This is a genomic window from Micromonospora sp. NPDC023888 (genome assembly GCF_040639415.1).
Lineage (GTDB): Bacteria > Actinomycetota > Actinomycetes > Mycobacteriales > Micromonosporaceae > Micromonospora.
The window spans coordinates 1-20,857 of sequence record NZ_JBEZZW010000007.1 but is presented as its reverse complement, the minus strand read 5'-3'; the positions used below and the strand labels follow the sequence as shown (position 1 = coordinate 20,857).

The window sequence follows — 20,857 nt, the reverse complement described above, 5'->3', positions numbered from 1 at the left end:
ACGGAGGTAAGGCCGCATAATGTCCAACTTCCCGTTCCTCTCGGTGCTCACCGTGGCGCCACTGGTGGGCGCCCTGGTGGTGGCCTTCCTGCCGCGCCATCGGCCGGAGCTGGCCAAGCAGGTGGCGTTCGTCTGGTCGCTGCTGGTGCTGGCGCTCTCGGTGGCGATGTGGGTCAGCTTCAACGCCGGCGGTAAGCGGTTCCAGTTCCGCGAGTCGTACTCGTGGATCCCGGACTGGGGCGTCAGCTTCACCTTCGCCACCGACGGCATCGCGTTGGTGATGCTGATGCTGATCGCGGTCCTGGTGCCGCTGGTGATCCTGGCCTCCTGGCATGACGCCGAGTCCTCCAAGCGGTCGGTGCCTGTCTACTTCGCGCTGCTGCTGGTCCTCGAATGCACGATGATCGGTGTCTTCGCGGCCGCCGACGTCTTCCTGTTCTACGTGTTCTTCGAGGTCATGCTGGTCCCGATGTACTTCCTGATCGGCAGCTACGGCGGCCACCAGCGGCAGTACGCGGCGGTGAAGTTCTTCCTCTACTCGCTCGTCGGCGGTCTGTTCATGCTGGCCGCCGTGATCGGGTTGTGGGTGGTCGGCGGCAAGACCTTCGACTGGCAGGCGCTGTCGGAGGTCGACATCAGCACCGGCACCGAGCGGTGGCTGTTCCTCGGCTTCTTCCTCGCGTTCGCCATCAAGGCCCCGTTCTTCCCGTTCCACACCTGGTTGCCGGACGCCGGTGGTGCGGCCCCGGCGGGTGCCGCGGCCCTGCTCGTCGGCGTACTGGACAAGGTCGGCACGTTCGGCATCCTGCGGTACTGCCTGCCGCTGTTCCCGGAGGCGTCGAAGTGGTTCGCGCCGTGGGCGCTGGCGTTGGGCGTGATCGGCATCGTCTACGCGGCGCTGCTGGCGGTCGGCCAGAACGACCTCAAGCGGCTGGTGTCGTACACCTCGATCGCGCACTTCGGGTTCATCGGGGTGGGTATCTTCGCCTTCACCACCCAGGCCGGCACCGGCGCGGTGCTCTACATGCTCAACCACGGTCTGGCGACGGGCCTGCTGTTCCTGGTGGTGGGCATGCTGATCTCGCGGCGTGGTTCCGCGCTGATCAGCGACTTCGGTGGCGCCGGCAAGCTGGTCCCGGTGCTCGCCGGGGTGCTCTTCTTCGCCGGTCTCGCCTCGCTCGCGCTGCCCGGTACGGCGCCGTTCATCTCCGAGTTCCTGGTGCTGATCGGCACCTTCACGGTGAACAAGCCGGTCGCGATCATCGCCACGCTCGGGATCATCCTGGCCGCCGCGTACGTGTTGTGGATGGTGCAGCGCACCACCCAGGGCACTCTCAACCCGACGCTCACCGAGGTCGACGGCATGCGCCGGGACCTGAACCTGCGTGAGAAGGTCGTGGTCGCTCCACTCATCGCACTGATCGTGCTGCTCGGCTTCTTCCCCAAGCCGGTCACTGACGTGATCAACCCGGCTGTCCAGGCGACCATGGACGACATCGGCAGAACCGACCCGGCCCCGTCGGTCGGCACCGTCCAGGAGGCGGCAAAGTGACCGATTTCAAGTTGCCGTCGATCGACTACGCGGCGCTCTCTCCGATTTTGATCATGCTGAGCACCGCGTTGCTCGGCGTGCTCGTCGAGGCCTTCGTGCCCCGGCGCCTGCGGCACGTCGTGCAGTTGACGCTGGCGCTGTTGGCGGTGCTCGCGGCGCTGACCATGGTGGTGCTCAACGCCGACGAGCGGATGATCACCGCCGGCCAGGCCCTCGCGATCGACGGCCCGACGCTGTTCCTCCAGGGCGCGATCCTGGTGCTGGCCGCGATGGCGCTGCTGCTGATCGGTGACCGCTCGGTCGAGTTGGGCGGGGCGTTCGTCGCCCAGGCCGCGGTGACCGCCGAGTCCGCCGACGACCGGCGGCAGGCCGAGGGGCGCAACGGCCTCACCGAGGTCTACCCGCTCACCACGTTCGCGATCGGCGGCATGCTGATCTTCGTGGCGGCGAACGACCTGCTGACCATGTTCATCGCGCTCGAAGTCTTCTCCCTGCCGCTCTACCTGCTCTGCGCGCTGGCCCGTCGCCGCCGCCTGCTGAGCCAGGAGGCGGCGATGAAGTACTTCCTGCTCGGCGCGTACGCCTCCGCCTTCTTCCTGTTCGGCGTGGCCCTGATCTACGGCTTCACCGCCGGTATCCCCGGTCGGGTGGCCGGCGTCGACTTCGCCACCATCAACGCGGCGGTGAGCGACTCGCCGGCCAGCGAGGTGCTGCTCTTCGCCGGCATGGCGCTGCTCGCCATCGGGCTGCTCTTCAAGGCCGCGGCGGCGCCGTTCCACGTGTGGACCCCGGACGTCTACCAGGGCGCGCCGACCCCGGTCACCGGTTTCATGGCCGCCTGCACCAAGGTCGCCGCGTTCGGTGCCCTGCTGCGTGTCTTCCACGTCGCGTTCGCCGGCGCCAACTGGGACTTCACCCCGGTCCTCGGCGTGGTGGCGGTGCTGACCATGCTTGTCGGCGCGGTGCTCGCGGTCACCCAGACCGACATCAAGCGGCTGCTCGCGTACTCCTCGATCGCCAACGCCGGCTACCTGCTGGTCGGGGTGCTGGCGCCGAGCCGCGACGGGCTGGCCGGCACGATGTTCTACCTGGTCGCGTACGGCTTCTCGGTGCTCGCCGCGTTCGCGGTGGTGACCCTGGTGCGCGACGCCGACGGGGAGGCCACCCACCTGTCCCGGTGGGCCGGGCTGGGCCGCCGCTCGCCGTTCTTCGCCGCCCTGTTCACCTTCATCCTGCTGGCCTTCGCCGGTATCCCGCTGACCAGTGGCTTCATGAGCAAGTTCGCGGTCTTCGGGCCGGCGCTGGAGGGTGGTCAGACCTGGCTGGTGATCGCCGGTGTGCTGACCAGCATGGTGCTGGCGTTCCCGTACCTGCGGGTCGTGGTGATGATGTGGCTGTCCGAGCCGGGCGAGTCCACCCCGACCGTCACCGTCCCCGGTGGGCTCACCTCCGCCGCGTTGATGATCGGTGTGCTGGCGACCCTGGTGCTGGGTGTCGCCCCGGCGCCGCTGCTCGATCTGGCTACCGGAGCTGCCGAATTCGTTAGATGACCGAGGGATCGATCATCGGGGGTCGGCGCGTGTTCACGTGCCGACCCCCGGTGCGTATCCCCGACCCGGAGCAGGTAGAACGGGTGTGGCATGGTTGATGGCGTGGTGAATCCGGCGGGCGAGCGTTCAGGTTCCTCCGGCTCCGGCGGTCGGCGGGGTCGGGCGAGCACGAGTCAGTTCGGCGCGCTCGGCCTCCACCTTGCCGATCCTCGCGTCGAGGCGTCCGTGCTCGGTGTGCTGGACACGGTCGAGGTCGAGCTGCGGGCCAGTGTGGCAAGCGCCGACCCGTTCGTCACCGAAGCGGCCCGGCACCTTCTGGAAGCCGGCGGGAAGCGTTTCCGGCCGCTGCTGGTGGCGCTCGGCGCCCAGTTCGGTGACCCCAGCGGCGCGCAGGTGGTCCCGGCCGCCGTGGTGATGGAGCTCACCCACCTCGCCACCCTCTACCACGACGACGTGATGGACGAGGCTGCCGTCCGTCGGGGCGCGCCGAGCGCCAACTCCCGCTGGACCAACTCGGTCGCCATCCTGGTCGGCGACTACCTCTTCGCCCGGGCGGCGGACATCGCCGCCGATCTGGGCCCGGAGGCGGTCCGGTTGCAGGCCCGTACCTTCGCCCGGCTGGTGCACGGTCAGATCGCGGAGACCGTCGGCCCGCGCGTCGGCGACGATCCGGTGACCCACTACCTGCACGTGATCGCCGAGAAGACCGGCTCGCTCATCGCCACGTCGGCCCGGTTCGGCGGGATGTTCGGTGGCGCCCCCGCGGAGCACGTGGATGCCCTCGCCGGGTACGGCGAGACGATCGGCGTCGCCTTCCAGCTCTCCGACGACCTGCTGGACATCGCCTCCGAGTCGGGTCAGTCGGGCAAGACGCCCGGCACGGACCTGCGCGAGGGTGTCCCGACCCTGCCGGTGCTCTACGCTCGCGCGGCGGACGACGCCGACGCGTCCTCGGTGCGGCTGCGGGAGATCCTGGCGACCGGCCCGCTCACCGACGACGCGCTGCACGCGGAGGCGTTGGGGCTCCTGCGGGAGAGCCCGGCGCTCAAGCGCGCCCGGGAGACCGTTCGTAGTTACGCCGAGGACGCCCGCGCGCGCCTGGGTCCGCTTCCGCAGGGCCCGTCCCGCCGGGCGCTCGAATCGCTCTGCGACTACATCGCCGACCGCACCGGCTGACCCACCCATCCCGCCCGGACGCTATCGCGGCACCTCGCCGGGTGTCCGGGCCGCCGTGTCACCACCACGGTGCTCGGGGCGGGCCGCTGTCAACAGGCGACTGCCGACGAGCATGAGGGCGGCGGCGAGCAGCATCGCCACCGCCGCCGTGGTCCACATGGCGGGGTAGCCGAAGTGGGCGGCGAGTGGGCCGAGGCTCAGCGGGCCGAGACAGCCGCCCGCGTACACCCCGGTCTGGGTGATCGAGGTGGCGGTGGCCGGTGACTGCGGGTGGAGCCGGACCACCGCGAAGTTCATCAGGCCGGGCCAGGCCCAACCCAGGCCGAAGCCGAGCACCACGCCGGCCACCAGCGGCACCGAGCCGGTCAACGCGAGCAGGGTCAGCCCGGCCGCGCCGACGACGAGCATCGCGGCGATGAGGGCTACGTGGCCTGTGTCGCGCCGGTCGGCGAACCAGCCGGCGCCCACCCGGGCCACCATGCAGACCGTGCCGCCCAGGGTCAGGGTGAGGCCGGCGAGGCCGGGCGAGAGGCCCCGAGCCGCAGCGGAGTCCACAAGGAAGGTGCCGAGCGTGTTGGCGGCGGCCGCGGCCAACGTCGCCGCCGCGCCGATCACCACGAGCGCCACAGTGGCCCGACCCGCGCCGGACGCGCCGGCCCGCCGCGCCGGGCCGGGCAACTGCCGGGGTACGGCGGGGAGCGTGGTCAGCGCGGCCACGGCGGCGGCCACGAACGCCCAGCGCCAGCCGACGGTGAGCGCGAAGGTGGGCACCGCCGCCCCGGCCAGCAGGGTGGAGGCGGGGATGGCGGCCTGCTTGACGCCGAACGACAACCCCTGTCGTCGGGCCGGCACGTGCTGGGCCAGCGCCGCGTTGCTTGCCAACTGGCCGAGCGCGTTCGCGGCGGCGCTGAGCGCCAGCAGGCCGACAAGCATGGGGTACGACCGGGCGAAGGCGGCCACGGCCAGCATCGACCCGGCGGCCAGCGCGATGCCGCAGCGGGCTACCAGGGCCGGCCCGTACCGCTCGACCAGCCGGCCGGAGGGTACCGAGGCCAGCGCGCTGATCCCGAAGTAGACGGCCACGGCCAGGCCGAGGCCGGCCGGGGAGAAGCCGAGGTCGGTGCCCATCTGCACGGCGAGACCGCCGAGCAGGAAGACGGGCAGTACGCAGGCCACGGTGGTGACGACTGCGCCGGCGCTGGCCCGGACCGGGTGGGGTCGGGCGATGGTCGGGTCGGAGGTGGAGACGGTGTTAATCATCGTCCGGCAAAGTTACGTGAACCCTGCTCGGGCCACTCTTGGTGACCACCGGGGTACACGCTGTGGGTGATGATCTGGCATCCTCCACCCGAACAGGCATTTCGCAGTGGGCCTGTATTTCATATGGTGTAAGTCCCCGGCGGCGGAGGTGGTTGTGCGCGACCCCTTGGCAGAACCTTCGGACCTGATCCGCAGCGTGTCCCGAGCGCTGCGGGTGTTGGAGTCGGTCGGTCGTGCCCCGAAAGGCCTGACCGTCAAGCAGATCGCCAGGCGGTGCGAGCTGACCGTGGCGACCACCTACCACCTGGTCCGCACCCTCGCCTACGAGGGCTACGTGATCCGTCGCGAGGACGGCACGTACATCGTGGGGTTGGAGGTGGCCGACCGCTACCGGGAGCTGGTGACGGCGTTCCGCGGCCCGCCGGTGGTCGGTGAGACGCTGCGACGGGCGGCTCTGGACACCGGCTACAGCCACTTCCTGGGTCGCTTCGTCGGCGGGCAGGTGGCCCTCACGGCGGTCGCCGAGGGGCACCGCTCGCCCTACCTGGAGGACCTGGTCCCCGGCTTCGACGAGGGTGCGCACGCGACGGCTCTCGGCAAGTCACTGCTCGCCACCCTGACCGCCGATCAACGCCACCGCTACCTGCGGGAGTACGGCATGCGCCCGTTCACCAGCGCCACGCTCACCACCACCGAGGCGTTCGAGGCCGACCTGGCCGCCGGTGACCGGCGTGGCATGCAACTGGAGATGGGGCAGTTCCGCCAGGGGGTGGCGTGTGCGGCGGTGCTCGTCGCGCCGGACAAGGACATGGAACGCCGGGTCGTGCTGGCCTGCGCGTTGCCGGCCAGCGAGATGATGACCTCCGCCCGGGTGGTCCGCGCCAAACTGCTCACCGTCGCCCGCAGCGTCGCCGACGGCATCGCCGCCGACACCTGACCCCACCGACGGCGAGAGGCCCTCTCCCGGGCTGGGAGAGGGCCTCTCGTGGCGGTCCAGCGCCGGACCCGCCGTGAGTGACGTTCAGCGGTCCACCGACCGCAGCGGCACCGTCAGCTGCCCACCGGGCCGCCGTCGAGACGCCAGGTGACCACCACGCCCGGCTTGGCGTAGTCGCCGTCGGGCCAGTTCGAGGCCGGGTTCTCCACCGAGGCGCCGGTGATCTCACCCGGGTGCTGCACGGCGACGAAGACCGAGCGGTTGTCGCCGGTGATGAACGGCCCGCAGGTCTCCGCGCCGAGCGGCACGGTCAGGAACTGCTTGAGGTGACCCCGCTCCGGGCCCTCGACGGCCGTGGCGAACAGGCCGTCGTTGCTGCCCAGCGCGTTGCCGTCGGTGGAGATCCACAGGTTGCCGGTGGCGTCGAAGGCGACGTTGTCCGGGCAGGAGATCGGGGAGACCCTGGTCTTGTCGTACCCGGCGAAGAAGGTCGACGGGTCGGTCGGGTCGCCGCAGACGATCGGCAGCGACCAGGCGAAGGTCTCCGCAGTGTTGTCGTTGCGGTCCTCGACCAGCTCCAGGATCTGCCCGTGCTTGTTGGCGTTGCGCGGGTTGGCCTCGTCGGCCGCGGCCTTGCCGGCCTTACCGCGGTCGGTGTTGTTGGTGAGCGCCACGTACACCTTGCCGGTGAGCTGGCTCGGCTCCACGTCCTCGGGGCGGTCCATCTTGGTCGCGCCGACCTTGTCGCCGGCCAGCCGGGTGAAGGTGAGCACGTCCGCGGCGGTCATCCCGTCGACGAACGACCGGTTGCCGCTGACCAGCTTGATCCAGCGCCCCCGGCCGTTGAACGCGCCGTCGGTGGGGAGCTGACCCGAGCCGTCGATCTCGGCGGCGCTTGTCTGGTCGAGCTTCGCCACGTAGAGCGTGCCGGACTCCAGCAGGGTCAGGTTGTGCTTGCGGGCGGCCCAGGAGTTGCCGTTCAGGAACTTCTGGTCCGAGACGAACTTGTAGAGGTAGTCGAACCGCTCGTCGTCGCCCATGTACGCGACCACGTGACCGTCCTTCGCGACGATCACGTTCGCGCCCTCGTGCTTGAACCGGCCCATCGCGGTGTGCTTGCGCGGGCGGCTCTCCGGGTCGAACGGGTCGATCTCGACGACCCAGCCGAACCGGTGCGCCTCGTTGGGGTGCCGGGCCAGGTCGAAGCGCTCGTCGGCGCGCTCCCACTTGCGGCTGCCGCTGGGGTAGCGGCTCGCGGTGGTGATGCCGTAGCGGTCCAGCTTCGCCTTCAGCTCGGCCGGGGCGGCGTCCGCGCCCACGAAGTACTGGTTGAAGTTCTCCTCGCCGGAGAGCACGGTGCCCCACGGGGTCACGCCACCGGAGCAGTTGTTGAGCGTGCCGACGACCGTACGACCCTTGGGGTCGGCGGCGGTCTTCAGCCAGGCCGAGCCGGCGGCCGGGCCGGTCAGGTCGAACTTGGTGCTGAGCGCGGTGACCCGCCGGTTGTACGGTCGGCGGCCGGTGTCGACAGGCTTCCACTGCCCGGTGCCCGCGACCCGCTCCACCTCCACCACCGACATGCCGTGCGCGGCCATGGTGGTGCGGAGCTGCTCGGAGGAGAGCCCGTCCAGGCCGGGGAAGCCCGGGAACATCAGCTCCTCGTTCGTGTACTCGTGGTTGACCACGAGCAGTGCGCGCCGGCCCTGCTTGTCCAGCGGCAGCACGCCCACGAAGTCGTTGTTGTAACCGAACTGCTTGGACTGCGCCGCGGCGGTCTGGTGGTGCAGGTCGAACTCGGGCGCACCCGGCAGCACCGGGTCACCCCACCTGATCACCACGGCGTGGTCGTAGCCGTTCGGGACGACCAGGGTGTCCAGCTTGTTCGGTGGGATCGGCTTGAAGGTGAGCGCCCCGTTGCCGACGCCGGTGCCGGGTCGGCCGAAACCGAAGGCCTCCGGGACGTCCGGGGTGGCGGGGGCCGCCAGGGCCGGCGCCGCACCGGCAGCCGCGCCGCCGAAGCCGAGGACCAGTGCGCCGACCGCGCCGGCCCGGACCACGCCGCGCCGCGAGACCTCGGCGTTCACCACGTCACCGAAGTACGCGTTGTCGGAGGTGTTCGGGACCGGGTGGTCACAGGCGTTCCCGCAGCGGTACAGACAGGTCATGGCGTCACGGGTGCCATGGCGGCTGCCGGTCAGCAGCGGAAGCAGCCGGGGACTGTCGCTCATGGGGGAGCCTCCAGAGGAGTCGGTGGCACGGCAGGCGGCGTACCAGGCGGACGCTAGGAGGACGCGGTGAGCGGGCGTCGGCCACGATGTGAACCGGCCGTGAACACCTTCGCGGGCGGCTACCGCACGTAACCGGTCTGACCTCGGGCTGAACCGATCGGCGTGACAGCACGTATTTCCGAGCGAACGCAACGCCGGACGCGCGCCGGAAGCGAGGGAGACCGCCATCAGCGACCACGACGCCCAACTGCTGCGCGCGCTGCACGACGAGCACGCGGAGGCGCTGTACGCGCATGCCCTGCGGCTGGTCAACGGCGACCGGCAGCGAGCCGAGGACCTGGTGCAGGAGACGCTGCTGCGGGCCTGGCGACATCCGGAGTCGCTCGACCCGCAGCGCGGTTCGGTGCGGTCGTGGCTCTTCACCACCGCGCGCAACCTGGCCATCGACGCCTGGCGGCGGCGTTCCACCCGGGTCGGCGAGGTTTTCACCGACGACCTTCCCGAACCGCCCGAGGTGATCGACGAGGCCGAGCGGGCGGTGGAGGCGTGGACCGTCGCCGAGGCGCTCAACCGGCTCAGCCCGACCCACCGGGAGGTGCTTGTCGAGTGCTTCTACCAGGGACGGTCGGTGGCCGAGGCGGCGTCCCGTCTGGGCGTGCCACCGGGGACCGTGAAGTCCCGCACCCACTACGCGCTGCGGTCCCTACGGTTGGTCCTGGCTGAGATGGGAGTGACGGGATGACCCGGTGCGAGTTCGCGCACGACGATGGCGCGTACGTGCTGGGTGCCCTGGCCCCCGCCGAGCGGGCGGCCTACGAGCGGCACCTCGGCGGCTGCGCGTCCTGCCGCGAGGCGGTCGCCGAGATCGCCGTCCTGCCCGGGTTGCTCGGGCGGCTCGACCCGGCGGGGTTGGAGCAGATCCTGCCGCCACCGGCCCCGCCCCGGGTGCCAGCGTTGCTGGAGGAGGCCCGGCGTCGCAGGCGTCGGGAACGCGCCACGGACCGGCGACGGTACGCGTTGACCACCCTGGCCGCCGCCGGGCTGGCCCTGCTTGTCGGTGTGGGCACCGCCGTGGTGCTGCCCCGACCCGACCCGTCCGGCCCTCCGGTCGCCCAGGGCAGCACACCGGCGCCGCAGGTGTCGATGGTCGCCATGCGTCCGGTGGCCAGCACCGGGCCGGTGCACGCGGACATCGGGCTCATCGGCACCAAGTGGGGTACCCGGGTGACCATGCGCTGCGGGTACGACGCGCGGACGAGCTACAGCAAGGCATACCCGTTCCGGCTGGTGGCGCGCGGCCCCAGCGGCGCCAGCGAACAGATCGGCTCCTGGCTGGCGGCCCCCGGCGACGACCTCAGCGTCACCGGCGTCACCCGCTTCACCGACGCCGAGCTGGTCAGCGTCGAACTTCAGCGAGCCGACGGCACGCCCATCCTCACCTACGCGGTCCCCTGAGAGACCCCACCCGCCGTCCGGGGACGAGGGTGCGGGAGGGTCAGGGGACCAGGGCGGGTTGCCTGGGGGTTCGGGTTCGGCGGGAGCTGCGCACGACATCGGCGGTGAAGACGATGAGGGCGAGCCAGACCAGCGCGAAACCGGCGAGGCGGGCCGGCGGCATCGGCTCGTGGAAGATCAGCACGCCGCAGCCGAGCTGGAGGATCGGCGCCAGATACTGGATCATGCCGAGACCGCTCAGGGGTAGCCGGTTGGTCGCCCCGGCGAACAGGAGCAGCGGGATCGCCGTGGCCGCGCCGGCAAGCACCAGCAGCGCGGTGTGCCCGGCCGAGACGTGGCCGAACGTGGACTGGCCGCGGCTGGTGAGCCAGGCCAGGTAACCCAACGCCGGCAGGGCCAGCACCGCCGACTCGACGAAGAGGCCTTCCGCCGCCGGCAGGCCGAGCCGCTTCTTGACCAGGCCGTAGCCCGCGAAACTGAACGCCAGCGTCAACGCCAACCAGGGCAGCCGGCCGTAGTCCACGGTGAGCACCACGACCGCTGACGCGCCGATTCCCAGCGCCAGCCACTGTGCCGGGCGGAGCCGCTCCCGCAGCACTGTCACCCCGAGCAGCACCACGACCAGCGGATTGATGAAGTAGCCGAGCGCGGTCTCGACCACCCGGTCGGAGTTGACCCCGTAGATGTAGGTGCCCCAGTTGACGGCGATCAGCGCGGCGGCGGCGACGATCCCGGCCACCGCCCAGGGACGTCGCACAAGGGCCCGCAGGAAGCCGATGTTGCGCAGCGCCGCAAGCAGCAGGGCCACGAAGACCACCGACCAGACGACCCGGTGGGCCAGTACCTCAAGTGGCCCGGCCGGCCGCAACAGTTTGAAGTAGAGCGGAAAGAAGCCCCAGAGCAGATACGCGCCGAAGCCGTAGAGGTATCCCAGGCGGAGTGGCGTCACCGCTCCACCGTAAGGGGCGTACTGTCGTTTTGCTCCTTTCCAGTGAGCGGCGTCACCGGAGTGCGTCGATCGAGCTGCATCCACCGCTCCGGCACGTCCAACGCCGTGAAGCCCACCTTCGCGTACACCTGGTGCGCGTCGTTCGTGGCCAGCAGGATCCGGCGTACGCCGAGGTCGTCCAGGTGGTCGCGGATGGCACCGGTCAGCCAACCGCCCAACCCGCGGCCCCGGGCGGCGCGGTCGACGTACACGTCGCAGAGCCACGCGAAGGTGGCGCCATCGGTGACCACCCGGGCCACCGCCACCTGCCGGTCGTCCTCGGGGCGGTAGACGCCGAACGGCAGCGAGCCGGCGAACGCCCGTGCCGTGGTCTCCCGGTCCCGACCGAGCGCCCAGTACGCGTCGGTGGACAACCAGAGATGCACCAATGCCAGATCGAGTCGGGCGGGGTCGGTGCTGAGCAGGTGACCGTCGGTGCGAGTCAGCGAGAACACGCTGCGACGCTAGCCGCCGGGGTGCCCGGCCCGACCGGCCAATTCCCAGATCCTGGTCATTGGCCGGCCGTGGTGGCAGCCCTCGGCGAACCGGATCGGTGCTGGCCCGCAGACGGTCAGTCCCGGTCGAGGACGGCGCCGAGGATCCAGGTCACGATGCTCACGAACAGGGCACCGAGCACTGCGGCCGGCCAGAAACCGTCCACCGTGAACGGCAGCCCCGCCTGGTCGGCGATCCAACTGGTGAGCAGGAACAGCAGCCCGTTCACCACAAGCGCGATGAGACCCAGGGTCAGCAGGTAGAAGCCACAGCCGACGGTCTTGATGACCGGCTGGAGGACCGCGTTGACCACGCCGAAGATCACCGCCACCAGGAGCAGCGTGGTGATCGTCTCGCCGGCGGAGTCCGACTCCAGTGAGATGCCCGGAATGAGGAGTGTGGCCAGCCAGAATGCCAGCGCTGTGCTGGCCAGCCGAATCAGCAGACCTTTCAGAAAACCCATGGCGGGGATCGTGCCACGGACCTCGCACCGGCGTAACCCGCAGTTGACCATGCGGGTGGTTCAGCCGCGCCCCGGCGGCCCGATCAGTTGTGACTCGATCGGCGTGGGGGAGAGCAGCGCCCAGCGCAGCGCCCGCCGGTTGACCACGGCGACCATGTCGTCCCGGATCCGGGTCAGCCACTCGGCGGAGCCGCCCAGCCCCAGGGCGGCGCCGGCCAGCGCGGCCTCGCTGTCGTCGAGCGGTTGCAGCAACGCGAGGTCGGCGCGGCTCAACGAGTCGACGTCGGCAGCGGTCAACTCGTCCCGTACGACAAGCGTGGCCCGCCACGGCGGACCCGGCTCGGCCTCGGCCGGCACCGGCCCGGCGTCGACGACCAGCAGTAACGGACGCAGGGCGGTGCCCACCCCGTCGGCGACCGGTCGACCGGTCGGGAGCAGCGGAATCGTCCCGCCCGGCGCGCCCACCCCCCGGACGAACGGCTCCCAGGCGCGCGGCCGTGCGGTCTGCACCACCACGAGCGCGCCCAGGGCGAGTGCGCGCAGGGCCACCAACTGGGCCGCGCGTACCCCGCCGACCAGTAGCACCCGGGTGCTCTCCGGCCGGAAGAGTCGCACGGTGACGGCCCTGCCGTGCCGGTTCGTGCCGACCATCATCCCCGCGTCGCCCAGGGTCAGCTCCCAGTCGTCCATCGCGACGCGGGGCCGGGCCCCGGGTGTGGTCAACGCCAACGGCAGCGTGGCAGCCAGCCCGGGCAGGTGGGCGCCGTCGAGGCGGCGCAGCTCCCCGCCCTGGTCGGTCACCAGGCGGTGCAGCGCCTTGGTGGCCGCGGTCAGCTCGGTCGCCGTCGTGGCGGCCAGCCGTACGGTCAGCTCGGTGGGCGGCGGGCCGGTCCCGGTGCTCGGCGACGGACCCGCGGTGATCGACACAGTCGTCGCGGTCGCCGGCAGCGCGAGCATCCGGGGCACCAGCCGCCGCCCACCCGTGGCGCCCGCCTCCGGCCACTGGACCAGCCGGAAGGTGGCCTGCACCAGGGTGCCGCAGCGCAGTGCCGGCCAGGACTCCCGCACCGGCTGGCCGTCGTGGTGGGCCAGCTCGGCCAGGACGCGCAGGGCCGCGGGCACGCCGAGTGGCCGCGCGGTCAGCGATCCGAACCGGCGGACGACGCGACGTACCGTGCCGGCGAGTACGCGGCGCAGGTCCTCCTCCGACCAGCCGTCCACCCGCAGCACCCGGATCGCCACCACCGCCCGCTCCCGCCCGGCGAGCCGTCCGTCGGTGAGCTGCCGGTACGACGTGCCGGCGGTGCCACCCGCGGCCGGCACCGGTGCCGGCGACCCGGCGAGCAGCAGTTGAACCCGGAGCGGGGGCACGTCCGGACCGGCCGGGGGCAGCAACGCGGCTGGTGCGGGGATCGCCCGGGACACGTCGCCGAGCAGGTCACCGGGGTCGCCGAGCTCCAGTAGCGCCACCATGCCCGCGGTGTCCTCCAGAACGGCGGCCGGGCCGCCGGTCAGCTCCGTCGAGCGGACGACGGTGCCGGGAGCGACCAGGTCGAGCAGGTCGGCCGCTCCGGCCGGCCCGGCGAGCGCCCGACGTCGGGTCAGGTGCCCGACCGCGGTGCCGAGCCACTCGAAGAGCCACCGGCCCCGGAACCGGACCCCGGCGGCCGCCAGCAGCAGCACGGCCAGCAGCACGGCCGCGACGACGACAGGTGCGGGCCGGCCGAGGGCGGTGAGGACGAGTGCCGCCGCGACCTGCGCGGTTACCAGTTGACCGGCCCGTACCGCCGTGCCGGACCGCCGATCGGACCAGGCCCGGCGGGCCAGGGGTGACCGGCGACGGGGGGTGCGCGGGCCGGTCGGATCCAGGCCGACCGCATCGGCCCGACCCGACCCGGGTGCTCGCGGGACGGCGCTCGGCCCGGAGGCGACCGGGGTCGCCGGGTGCGGCCCTCCGGTGGTGATCGCGGGCACCGCGCCTCCTCGACCAGTGTGGACCGGGTCGGGCGGCCGGGCCGCCCTGCGACGGCCCGTCACACGCCGCGACGTGGCTGCGGCACATCGTAAGCGACCGATGGCTCGCATGGTTGTCCACAGGGGAGACATGGGGGGTAGCAGAACCGCAACGAGGCCGCTACCGTCAGCCACGAAGTCATCGCTGACCCGCGTCTCAGTGCTCGACGACCGGGCCAAGCGAACGACGCGTTCACAGGGCGGGCGCGTCGAGGGCCAAGGTTCGATCAGGGAGACGAGGTGACGTCCGGGTGTCCCAGACCCAGGCAGAAGCCGCGGTGATGCAGCAGACCGCCGCGAAGTTCGAGCAGGTAGACCAGTCGTTGCAGTCCATGCTGACCGGCCTGCTGGCCGAGTTGCAGGTGTTGCAGCAGGCCTGGCGTGGTGCTGGCGGCCGGTCATTCGAGCAGGTCAAGCAGCAGTGGTCACAGGACCAGGCGGCGCTGCACCGGGCGCTGCGGGAGACCGCCGGGGCGATCCGCACCGCCGGCCGGCAGTACGACGCCTCCGACGACGAGGTGGCAAGCCGGGTTGCCGGCACCAATCGCGGCGGCATCCAACTGCCGCTCTGATCCCGCTCGGGAGGGAAATCCGATGGACCATGGTGTGCTGGTCGTCAACTTCGCCGCGCTCCAGCAGGCCGGCGCGGACATCCAGAAGGCGCTGAACACGCTCGACTCGCAGCTCGGCCAACTCGAACGGGACGCCGCCCCGCTGGTGGCGAGTTGGACGGGCGAGGCCCGTCAGGCCTACGAGCAGCGGCAGACGCGGTGGCGGTCCGCCTCGCAGGATCTCCAGGCGATGCTGCGGGACATCAAGGTGGCGGTGCACGACTCGGCCACCGACTACCTGGACACCGAAAAGAAGAACACCGGGCTGTTCCAGTGAGCGCGGCGGCTCGGGAGCGCTGACCGTGTCCCGGTCAGCCGCCCGGCCGCCGCGGGTTCTCGGTCCGGGCGGTCTGTCGGCCTCAGGCTGGGTCGGCCGGGCGCCAGCGTCGTCGGGCGCCACGGGGCACCACCAAGGCGAGCAGCGCCACGGTGGCCGTCATCGTGCCAACCGCCGCGCTGACCAGCAGGGCGCGTCTCTGCGCGGTCGCCCGGCGGGCCTGGCGGGCCAGCAGCGCCGGGTCGGCCCGGTCGGCGGCGAGCACGGCGGCCGGTCGGGGGCCGGCGGCACGGCTGCCGCTGGTCTCGATGACCGCCCGGTACGGGTTCAGCACGCCGGCGCCGTACCCGCCGCCGTGGCCCGCGTCGGGAGCCGGATCGGCGGTGGCGATGATCCGTTCCGCCACCTGGGCCGCGGTCAACTCGGGCCGGTACTCGCGCAGCAACGCGGCGGTGGCGGCCACGAACGGCGCGGCGTAGCTGGTGCCCTCGACCTGATGATGGCCCGACCCGGGTGCGGCGGTCAGCACCTCACTGCCCGGTGCGACCAGGTCCACGTACGATCCGGTCTGCGAGAAGGCCGCCCGACCGCCGTCCGCGCCGATCGCCCCCACGCCGAGCACCCCGTCGTAGGCGGCGGGAAACGGCCGGGGATCCCCGCCGTCGTGCAGGTTGCCGGCGGCGGCCACCAGCACCACGTCCCGGTCGATCGCGTACCGCACGGCCGAACGGACCTCCGGGTCGTCCGCGTACAACACGACCGACAGGTTCACCACGTCGGCGTCGTGGTCGACGGCCCACCGGATGGCCTGGGCGAACTCGTCGGCGCTGACCGTACGCCCCGACTCCCGCCCCTGGACCACCTGCTGCTCGCTCACCCGCACCGGCATGATCCGGGCACCCGGCGCCAGACCGCGGAAGGCGACTCCGGGCTGGGGGGTCGCCGCGATGATGCTCGCCACACCGGTGCCGTGCCCGGCGCAGTCCTGACTGCCGTCACCGCCGGGGTCGAGCAGATCGGTGCCGGCCAGCACGCGCCCGGCAAGCTGGGGGTGCACCCGGTCCACCCCGGAGTCGACCACCGCGACGGTCACCCCGGCGCCGGTGGTCAGGGGTGCGAGGCGGGTCGGGTCGTACCGTTGCTGTGGCCAGGGTGTGGCCGTGACCGGTCGGGCCGGGGCGAGTGGGGTCGCGCACGCCGGTGCCGTCCGGAGCCTGGCGGTGGCGGGGGCGCTCGGGAGGGCCGGTACGGTCAGCAGGCTCGCGGCCAGACCTGCGAGGACCGGGCGCGTGATCGATCGGGACATCGACAGCCTCCGTATCGTGTCGGCTCCGGGACGGGATGTTATCGCCTCGCCCGCGCCCCGGTTGGCCGCCGCCTACCAGCCATTGTGATCTTGGTACCACCTTGTAGGTTGTACGCGATACCTGTGGCCTGTTCTCGGAAGGGGAGGTGGCCGTGACCGCATGGGAGCCGGCCACGGAGGCCGAGGTGGCGATGCGCGACGCGCTGCGCGCCAACGACCAGGAGCTCTACTTCCGACTTCTGTCCCGCACCGACCTGCTGCTGCCGGTCTCCGCGCCGGCCCAGCCCGGTCAGGCACCCCCCGGGTGGGGCACCTGGACAACAGGTGGCCGGACGCACGTGCTCGCCTTCACGTCCGCCGCCGCACTGCGGGTCTGCCTCGGCGAGCACTCCGGCACCAACCGACGCGTTCCCTTCGCCGACCTCGCGGTCGGCTGGCCCAACCCGGAGTGGTGGCTCGCCGTCAACCCGGGTCTGCCGGTCGAGGGCTACCTGCCGGCCTGGTTCGTGTCTCAACTCTCCCGCGGCGACGTGCGCCTGCCCGGCCGCGCCATGGGCGCCCGCGCTCGGCTGGAGCGGGCGGAGACCCTGGCCCGCACCCGCACCGGCGCGCCCGGTCGGGACGCCGCGCCGGCTGCCGGGTCGCCTCCCACGACGGGTACGACGCACTCCGGCCCTGTCCCGGCCCCGCCCACCACGGCTCCGCCTGCTCCGGCCCCGCCTGCTCCGACTCCGCCCGCCCCGGTGCCGCCCGCCCCGGTCCCGCCCCGGAGGGCCGCGTGGGGCCCGACGCCCCGAGCGGCCGGCGCACCCTCGGCGCCCGGCCCGGCGGCGCGGACAACCGGCCCCGTCGAGCCGTCCCGCCGACCTGGCGAGGAGGACCTGCCCGCCACCGGTCAGCGGTACCCGAGTGACTCGCCCCGACCCGGCGCGTCGGGCGCCGGAGCCCTGCCCCGCACCGGCCGGCCATCCCGGTTCACACCATTGGCGCCCGCCGACCGTCCCGCCGATGCCCCCGGACCGGGCGTGGGCTGGCCGGCAGCGAATCGACCGAGCGACACCGACGGCCTGGCGGCGGGTAACGGCAACGGCGGTCCCCAGGCCGCTCGGCGTTCCTTCTTCGAACCCACCACCGCCCGGGAACGGGCGTCGGACCCGATGCCGGGTGGGGGGCGCTCCGCTGACCGAGCGGCCCCACCGACCCGATTCGGGCGAGGCAGCCAGCCCTTCCCACGTCGCCGCCCGGCCGACGCGCCGGCCGAGGAGACCGCGGCCCGCGCCTTTCCGATGACGGATCCGGACGCCACCCGGCCGCTGCGGCCCCCGACCAGCGACCTCGGTGCGTCCCGGGGGGTACGCGCGCCGGCACCGGGCGAGGAGATCACGCAGCCGTTGCCGCCGCGCCGGCCCGGTCCGGTGGCTGAGGAGCCGACCCGCGCCTTTCGGATGACGGGTGAGCCGCTGCCGACCCGGGCGCCGGAGCGGCCCAGCCCGTCGGCGGAGCAGACCCAGGCGATCCCGCGCGACCGGCCGAGCCGATTCGAGCCGGTGGAGGAGCTGCCGGCATCCGTCGCGGAACCGGTCTCCGGCCCGCCCGCGCCGCGCCGCGGCTTCACGCCCATCGTCATCGAGGGCACCATCATCGAGTCCCGCGACCTCACCGACCCGGTCGGGGTCAGCGGCGGGTTCGACGCGCCCCGGCAGCCCCGCCCCGCCGAGGCCGCCCCGCGACCGTTCGACCCGGCGCCCTCCGGTCCGGACCTGTTCAGTCCGTCGTCCTTCGGTCCCCGCCCGTCCGGCCCCGCGTCGTCCGACCCCGGTCCGATCCCTTCGGCGCCGCCCGCCAGCGGGCCGGTGGACGGCGGTCACACTGCGGACGGCCTGGGCGGTGCCGGCACGGGCCGCGGGCACACCGCTGACCGCGGTGGCGTCCCGGCCAGTGGCGATCGCACCGACTTCGACGGCTCGTCGGTCGTCGGGACCGGCGCGGATCGGGTCGACAGCGCTGTCGCGGACGACTCCGGGCAGCCGCCCCCCGCCGACGGACCGGCAGCTGTCGAGTTCGAGCCGGCGAACACCGTCGAGGAGGACCTCCTCGGTGCCGCCGGTGCCGGCAGCACCGACACGTTCCTGTCCACCCTGCTGCTGGCCCGGGTGCTGCTACCGGCGGCACCGGAATCGCTGCCGGGCAGCCGCCCCGGTGATCCGGGTTTCGTCTGGCGGACGGCGCAGCTCGACGGCGAGACGTACGTGGTGGTCTACACGTCACCGGAGCGCCTCGCCGACCACGTCGAGGGCGACGTGACCACCGTCGGCGTGAAGTTCGCCCAGTTGATCCGGCGGTGGCCGGACGAGGACTGGTCGTTCGCCGTCAACCCGGGCACCCCGGTCGGTGCCAAGCTGCCCGGGGAGCAGATCGTCGCGTTGGCGAACTGGGCCGCCGAGGTGGGGCTCGGTGACGACCTGGAGGTGGACCCGGTGGAGGCGCCGGCCGTGGCGGAGCCCACCGCCCGTCCCCGCTACGCCCCGGCGGCGGTCGACCCGGCCCGACCGACTGTCATGCAGAAGGCGGTCGCGCCCAGCCAACTCGCCTACTACCTGGATCGCGGGTACGACCGGGTCTCCGGCTTCGTGCACCGGGCCGGTGAGCTGGCCCACCTGACCACTCCCGCGCAGGTGCACGACGCGCTCGGCCTCAGCTATCCCGGTTCGCCGTTCGCCCGGGACGCCGAGGAGATCTACGTGCTGCGCTGGCCGGCGCACCGGCCGAGCCTCTACCGGATTCCGTACGGCGGTCAGAACGAGCCGGCGATGCGGGCCATGGAGGGCTGGGTCATCGAGCGTCCCCCGTTCCGGGGCAACGGCTTCGCCCCGGGCGAGAGCAGCGACGTGGTGGCGGAGTTCAAGGTGGACAGCGCGCGCCTCCCACACGGCACGCAGCTCTGGCGGATCGGCGCGGACGGCACCGAGCGGGTGGTCGCCGAACTGGACACCGACACGGTGGTCTGGCGACGGGTTGGTGAGGCGTGATGCGCGACGGTTACGTGGCCCGGTGGCAGGGCCGGGAATACCAGGCCAGCCCGGACGGCGACAACATCCGCCTCTACCAACGCGAGCCGGGCGAGGGCTTCGAGGAGGTCCGCGCCGGCCGGTACGTCCGGGTGCTGCCGGCGAGCGAGATCGAGGACCTGGCGTACGTGCGGACCACCTGCACGTGGCAGGGGCAGCCGTTCATCGTGCTCGGCGAGCACGACGCCTGGTTGCGGGTGGAATACACGGGTGGCCGTTGGCCGGTGGCTGAGGCGATGCGGCTGGAAGTCTTCGACTTCGGCGTCTACCAGGGGTGGGCGCCGGCCTCCGAGGTCACCGACCTGCGGGAGCAGCGGGTCTGAGCGGTCAGCTCTTGGCCCAGCGCAGGATCTCGCCGAGCACCAGCTCCGGTGCCTCCAGGTGCGGAAAGTGCCCCACCCCGTCGAGCAGCCGCCACTCGTAGGGGGCGACGACGTAGCGGCCGGAACCCAGGGCGGTACGCGGCAGGGAGGCGGGGTCAAGCGCGCCGTGCAGTTGCAGGGTGGGGGTGGACAGCGGCTTCTGCATGAGGCGGACGAACCGGTAGCCGTGCAGCCGCAGCAGCGAGCGGAACGCCCAGCGGTAACCCTCCAACGCGCAGAACGCGGCCTGTGGGATGCACATCGCCTCCCGGCACCGCTCGGCGTACGCCTCGAAGTCCGGCCCGGCGACCCAGCGTGGCCCGCCCCAGCGGCGCAGGATCTCGCCGACGGCCGCCGCGCCGTCCCGGGTCAGTACGTGCTCGTAGCGGGGTAGTTGGAACTTCAGCGCGGGGGTGGAGGCGGCGAACTGCCCGCGTGGGTCGGCGAAGATGCCGGCGCGCAGTCGCAGCGGGTGTGGTGCCCCCAACACCACGAGCCGGCGCACCAGCGGCGGGTGGAAGGAGGCCACCGTCCAGCCCACCATGCCGCCGACGCCGCTGCCGACGATCGTCGTCGACCGCTCACCGAGCGCACGGATCAACCCGGCGATGTCGGCCGCGAGGGTGTAGCCGTCGTACCCCCGGGGTGGTTTGTCGCTGGCGCCGTAGCCGCGCAGGTCGACGGCGACCGCCCGGAAGCCGGCGTCGGCGACCGCCGGGAGCATCTGGTGCCACGCCCACCAGTGCTCGGGAAAGCCGTGCAGGAAGAGCACCATCGGCCCGGTGCCCGCCTCGACCACGTGGAACCGGGTGCCGTTGGCGCCGACGAAACGGTGCGTCCACGGCCCCTCGGTGAGGACACGGGACTCGTCGACGACTCCGCCGCGCTGGTCGGTCATGGCAGACAGCCTAGGACCAGGTTGGCGCAGGCGGCCCTGGTGGTCGCGTTGAACAGGGAGAAGCCCGGGTTGTCCCCTACCGGAACGAGGGTTCACGGTGCGGCTGGACAAAGGGCGGCGCCCGGGCAGGTACGGGCTCCCGGCGTCACCTCCAGGGGATCGGCGGCGACGAGCTCTTCTCCGCCAGCACGTTGACCCTGCACGACCTGGCCCGGCGC

The 20,857-nt window shown here is 72.4% G+C and carries 18 protein-coding genes; 10 read left to right on the top strand and 8 right to left on the bottom strand.

All coding sequences use genetic code 11. The features are described from left to right. The first annotated feature begins 19 nt into the window (after positions 1-19). The 3 genes from AB0F61_RS08145 (at position 20) to AB0F61_RS08135 (ending at position 4,278) form a co-directional block, all read left to right on the top strand. Complete coding sequence (locus tag AB0F61_RS08145) at positions 20-1,552, top strand: NADH-quinone oxidoreductase subunit M (RefSeq protein ID WP_357805103.1); 1,533 nt, start codon at positions 20-22, stop codon at positions 1,550-1,552. Next, positions 1,549-3,102: an NADH-quinone oxidoreductase subunit NuoN gene (gene nuoN, locus AB0F61_RS08140; protein WP_357805100.1), complete on the top strand. Its 1,554-nt coding sequence runs from the start codon at positions 1,549-1,551 to the stop codon at positions 3,100-3,102. The genes AB0F61_RS08145 and nuoN overlap by 4 nt, the downstream gene beginning before the upstream one ends. Positions 3,103-3,192: 90 nt before the next feature. After that, positions 3,193-4,278 (top strand): polyprenyl synthetase family protein, encoded by a 1,086-nt coding sequence (locus AB0F61_RS08135; protein WP_357805097.1) that lies wholly within the window; start codon positions 3,193-3,195, stop codon positions 4,276-4,278. Between the two features lie 21 nt (positions 4,279-4,299). Here AB0F61_RS08135 and AB0F61_RS08130 read toward each other — a convergent pair whose 3' ends face one another. Then, positions 4,300-5,538: an MFS transporter gene (locus AB0F61_RS08130; protein ID WP_357805094.1), complete on the bottom strand. Its 1,239-nt coding sequence runs from the start codon at positions 5,536-5,538 to the stop codon at positions 4,300-4,302. A gap of 154 nt (positions 5,539-5,692) precedes the next feature. Between AB0F61_RS08130 and AB0F61_RS08125 the strand changes: the two genes are divergently transcribed. Further along, positions 5,693-6,475 (top strand): IclR family transcriptional regulator C-terminal domain-containing protein, encoded by a 783-nt coding sequence (locus AB0F61_RS08125; protein WP_357805091.1) that lies wholly within the window; start codon positions 5,693-5,695, stop codon positions 6,473-6,475. A 113-nt stretch (positions 6,476-6,588) separates the two neighbouring features. Here AB0F61_RS08125 and AB0F61_RS08120 read toward each other — a convergent pair whose 3' ends face one another. Next, the gene (locus AB0F61_RS08120) at positions 6,589-8,703 is read right to left on the bottom strand and encodes a PhoX family phosphatase (RefSeq protein ID WP_357805088.1); all 2,115 of its coding nucleotides are present in this window, start codon (positions 8,701-8,703) and stop codon (positions 6,589-6,591) included. A 247-nt stretch (positions 8,704-8,950) separates the two neighbouring features. Here AB0F61_RS08120 and AB0F61_RS08115 point away from each other — a divergent pair, with 247 nt between their 5' ends. Both AB0F61_RS08115 and AB0F61_RS08110 read left to right on the top strand, forming a co-directional pair. Continuing rightward, entirely contained in the window at positions 8,951-9,445 is a 495-nt protein-coding gene (locus AB0F61_RS08115) for a sigma-70 family RNA polymerase sigma factor (RefSeq protein ID WP_357252026.1), read from the top strand. Further along, a complete protein-coding gene (locus AB0F61_RS08110; RefSeq protein ID WP_357805085.1) occupies positions 9,442-10,158 on the top strand; it encodes a zf-HC2 domain-containing protein in 717 nt (238 codons plus the stop codon). Before AB0F61_RS08115 ends, AB0F61_RS08110 begins: the two co-directional genes overlap by 4 nt. Positions 10,159-10,198: 40 nt before the next feature. Here AB0F61_RS08110 and rarD read toward each other — a convergent pair whose 3' ends face one another. From rarD to eccE, 4 genes are all read right to left on the bottom strand, one after another. Next, positions 10,199-11,107, bottom strand: a complete 909-nt coding sequence (rarD, locus tag AB0F61_RS08105; RefSeq protein WP_357805082.1) for an EamA family transporter RarD — start codon at positions 11,105-11,107, stop codon at positions 10,199-10,201. Then, the gene (locus AB0F61_RS08100; protein WP_357805080.1) at positions 11,104-11,601 is read right to left on the bottom strand and encodes a GNAT family N-acetyltransferase; all 498 of its coding nucleotides are present in this window, start codon (positions 11,599-11,601) and stop codon (positions 11,104-11,106) included. The genes rarD and AB0F61_RS08100 overlap by 4 nt, the downstream gene beginning before the upstream one ends. A gap of 116 nt (positions 11,602-11,717) precedes the next feature. Next, on the bottom strand, positions 11,718-12,104 hold the full coding sequence (locus tag AB0F61_RS08095) for a phage holin family protein (protein ID WP_357805077.1): 387 nt from the start codon (positions 12,102-12,104) through the stop codon (positions 11,718-11,720). Positions 12,105-12,164: 60 nt separating this feature from the next. Then, positions 12,165-13,931: a type VII secretion protein EccE gene (gene eccE, locus AB0F61_RS08090; protein ID WP_357805891.1), complete on the bottom strand. Its 1,767-nt coding sequence runs from the start codon at positions 13,929-13,931 to the stop codon at positions 12,165-12,167. Positions 13,932-14,368: 437 nt separating this feature from the next. Between eccE and AB0F61_RS08085 the strand changes: the two genes are divergently transcribed. Continuing rightward, positions 14,369-14,689 carry a WXG100 family type VII secretion target gene (locus AB0F61_RS08085; RefSeq protein WP_357805074.1) on the top strand — a complete coding sequence of 107 codons (321 nt, stop codon included), beginning with the start codon at positions 14,369-14,371 and terminating at the stop codon, positions 14,687-14,689. 22 nt (positions 14,690-14,711) lie between these two features. Next, complete coding sequence (locus tag AB0F61_RS08080; protein ID WP_357805071.1) at positions 14,712-15,005, top strand: WXG100 family type VII secretion target; 294 nt, start codon at positions 14,712-14,714, stop codon at positions 15,003-15,005. A gap of 82 nt (positions 15,006-15,087) precedes the next feature. Here the strand turns inward: AB0F61_RS08080 and mycP are convergent, their stop codons facing one another. After that, positions 15,088-16,311 carry a type VII secretion-associated serine protease mycosin gene (mycP, locus tag AB0F61_RS08075; RefSeq protein ID WP_357805068.1) on the bottom strand — a complete coding sequence of 408 codons (1,224 nt, stop codon included), beginning with the start codon at positions 16,309-16,311 and terminating at the stop codon, positions 15,088-15,090. A gap of 152 nt (positions 16,312-16,463) precedes the next feature. On the opposite strand from mycP, the gene AB0F61_RS08070 reads away from it, so the two are divergent. Next, positions 16,464-19,340: an SseB family protein gene (locus tag AB0F61_RS08070; protein WP_357805065.1), complete on the top strand. Its 2,877-nt coding sequence runs from the start codon at positions 16,464-16,466 to the stop codon at positions 19,338-19,340. Continuing rightward, the gene (locus AB0F61_RS08065; protein ID WP_357805062.1) at positions 19,337-19,702 is read left to right on the top strand and encodes a hypothetical protein; all 366 of its coding nucleotides are present in this window, start codon (positions 19,337-19,339) and stop codon (positions 19,700-19,702) included. The genes AB0F61_RS08070 and AB0F61_RS08065 overlap by 4 nt, the downstream gene beginning before the upstream one ends. Before the next feature lie 4 nt (positions 19,703-19,706). Here the strand turns inward: AB0F61_RS08065 and AB0F61_RS08060 are convergent, their stop codons facing one another. Then, entirely contained in the window at positions 19,707-20,639 is a 933-nt protein-coding gene (locus AB0F61_RS08060; protein ID WP_357805059.1) for an alpha/beta hydrolase, read from the bottom strand. Positions 20,640-20,857: the final 218 nt, after the last annotated feature.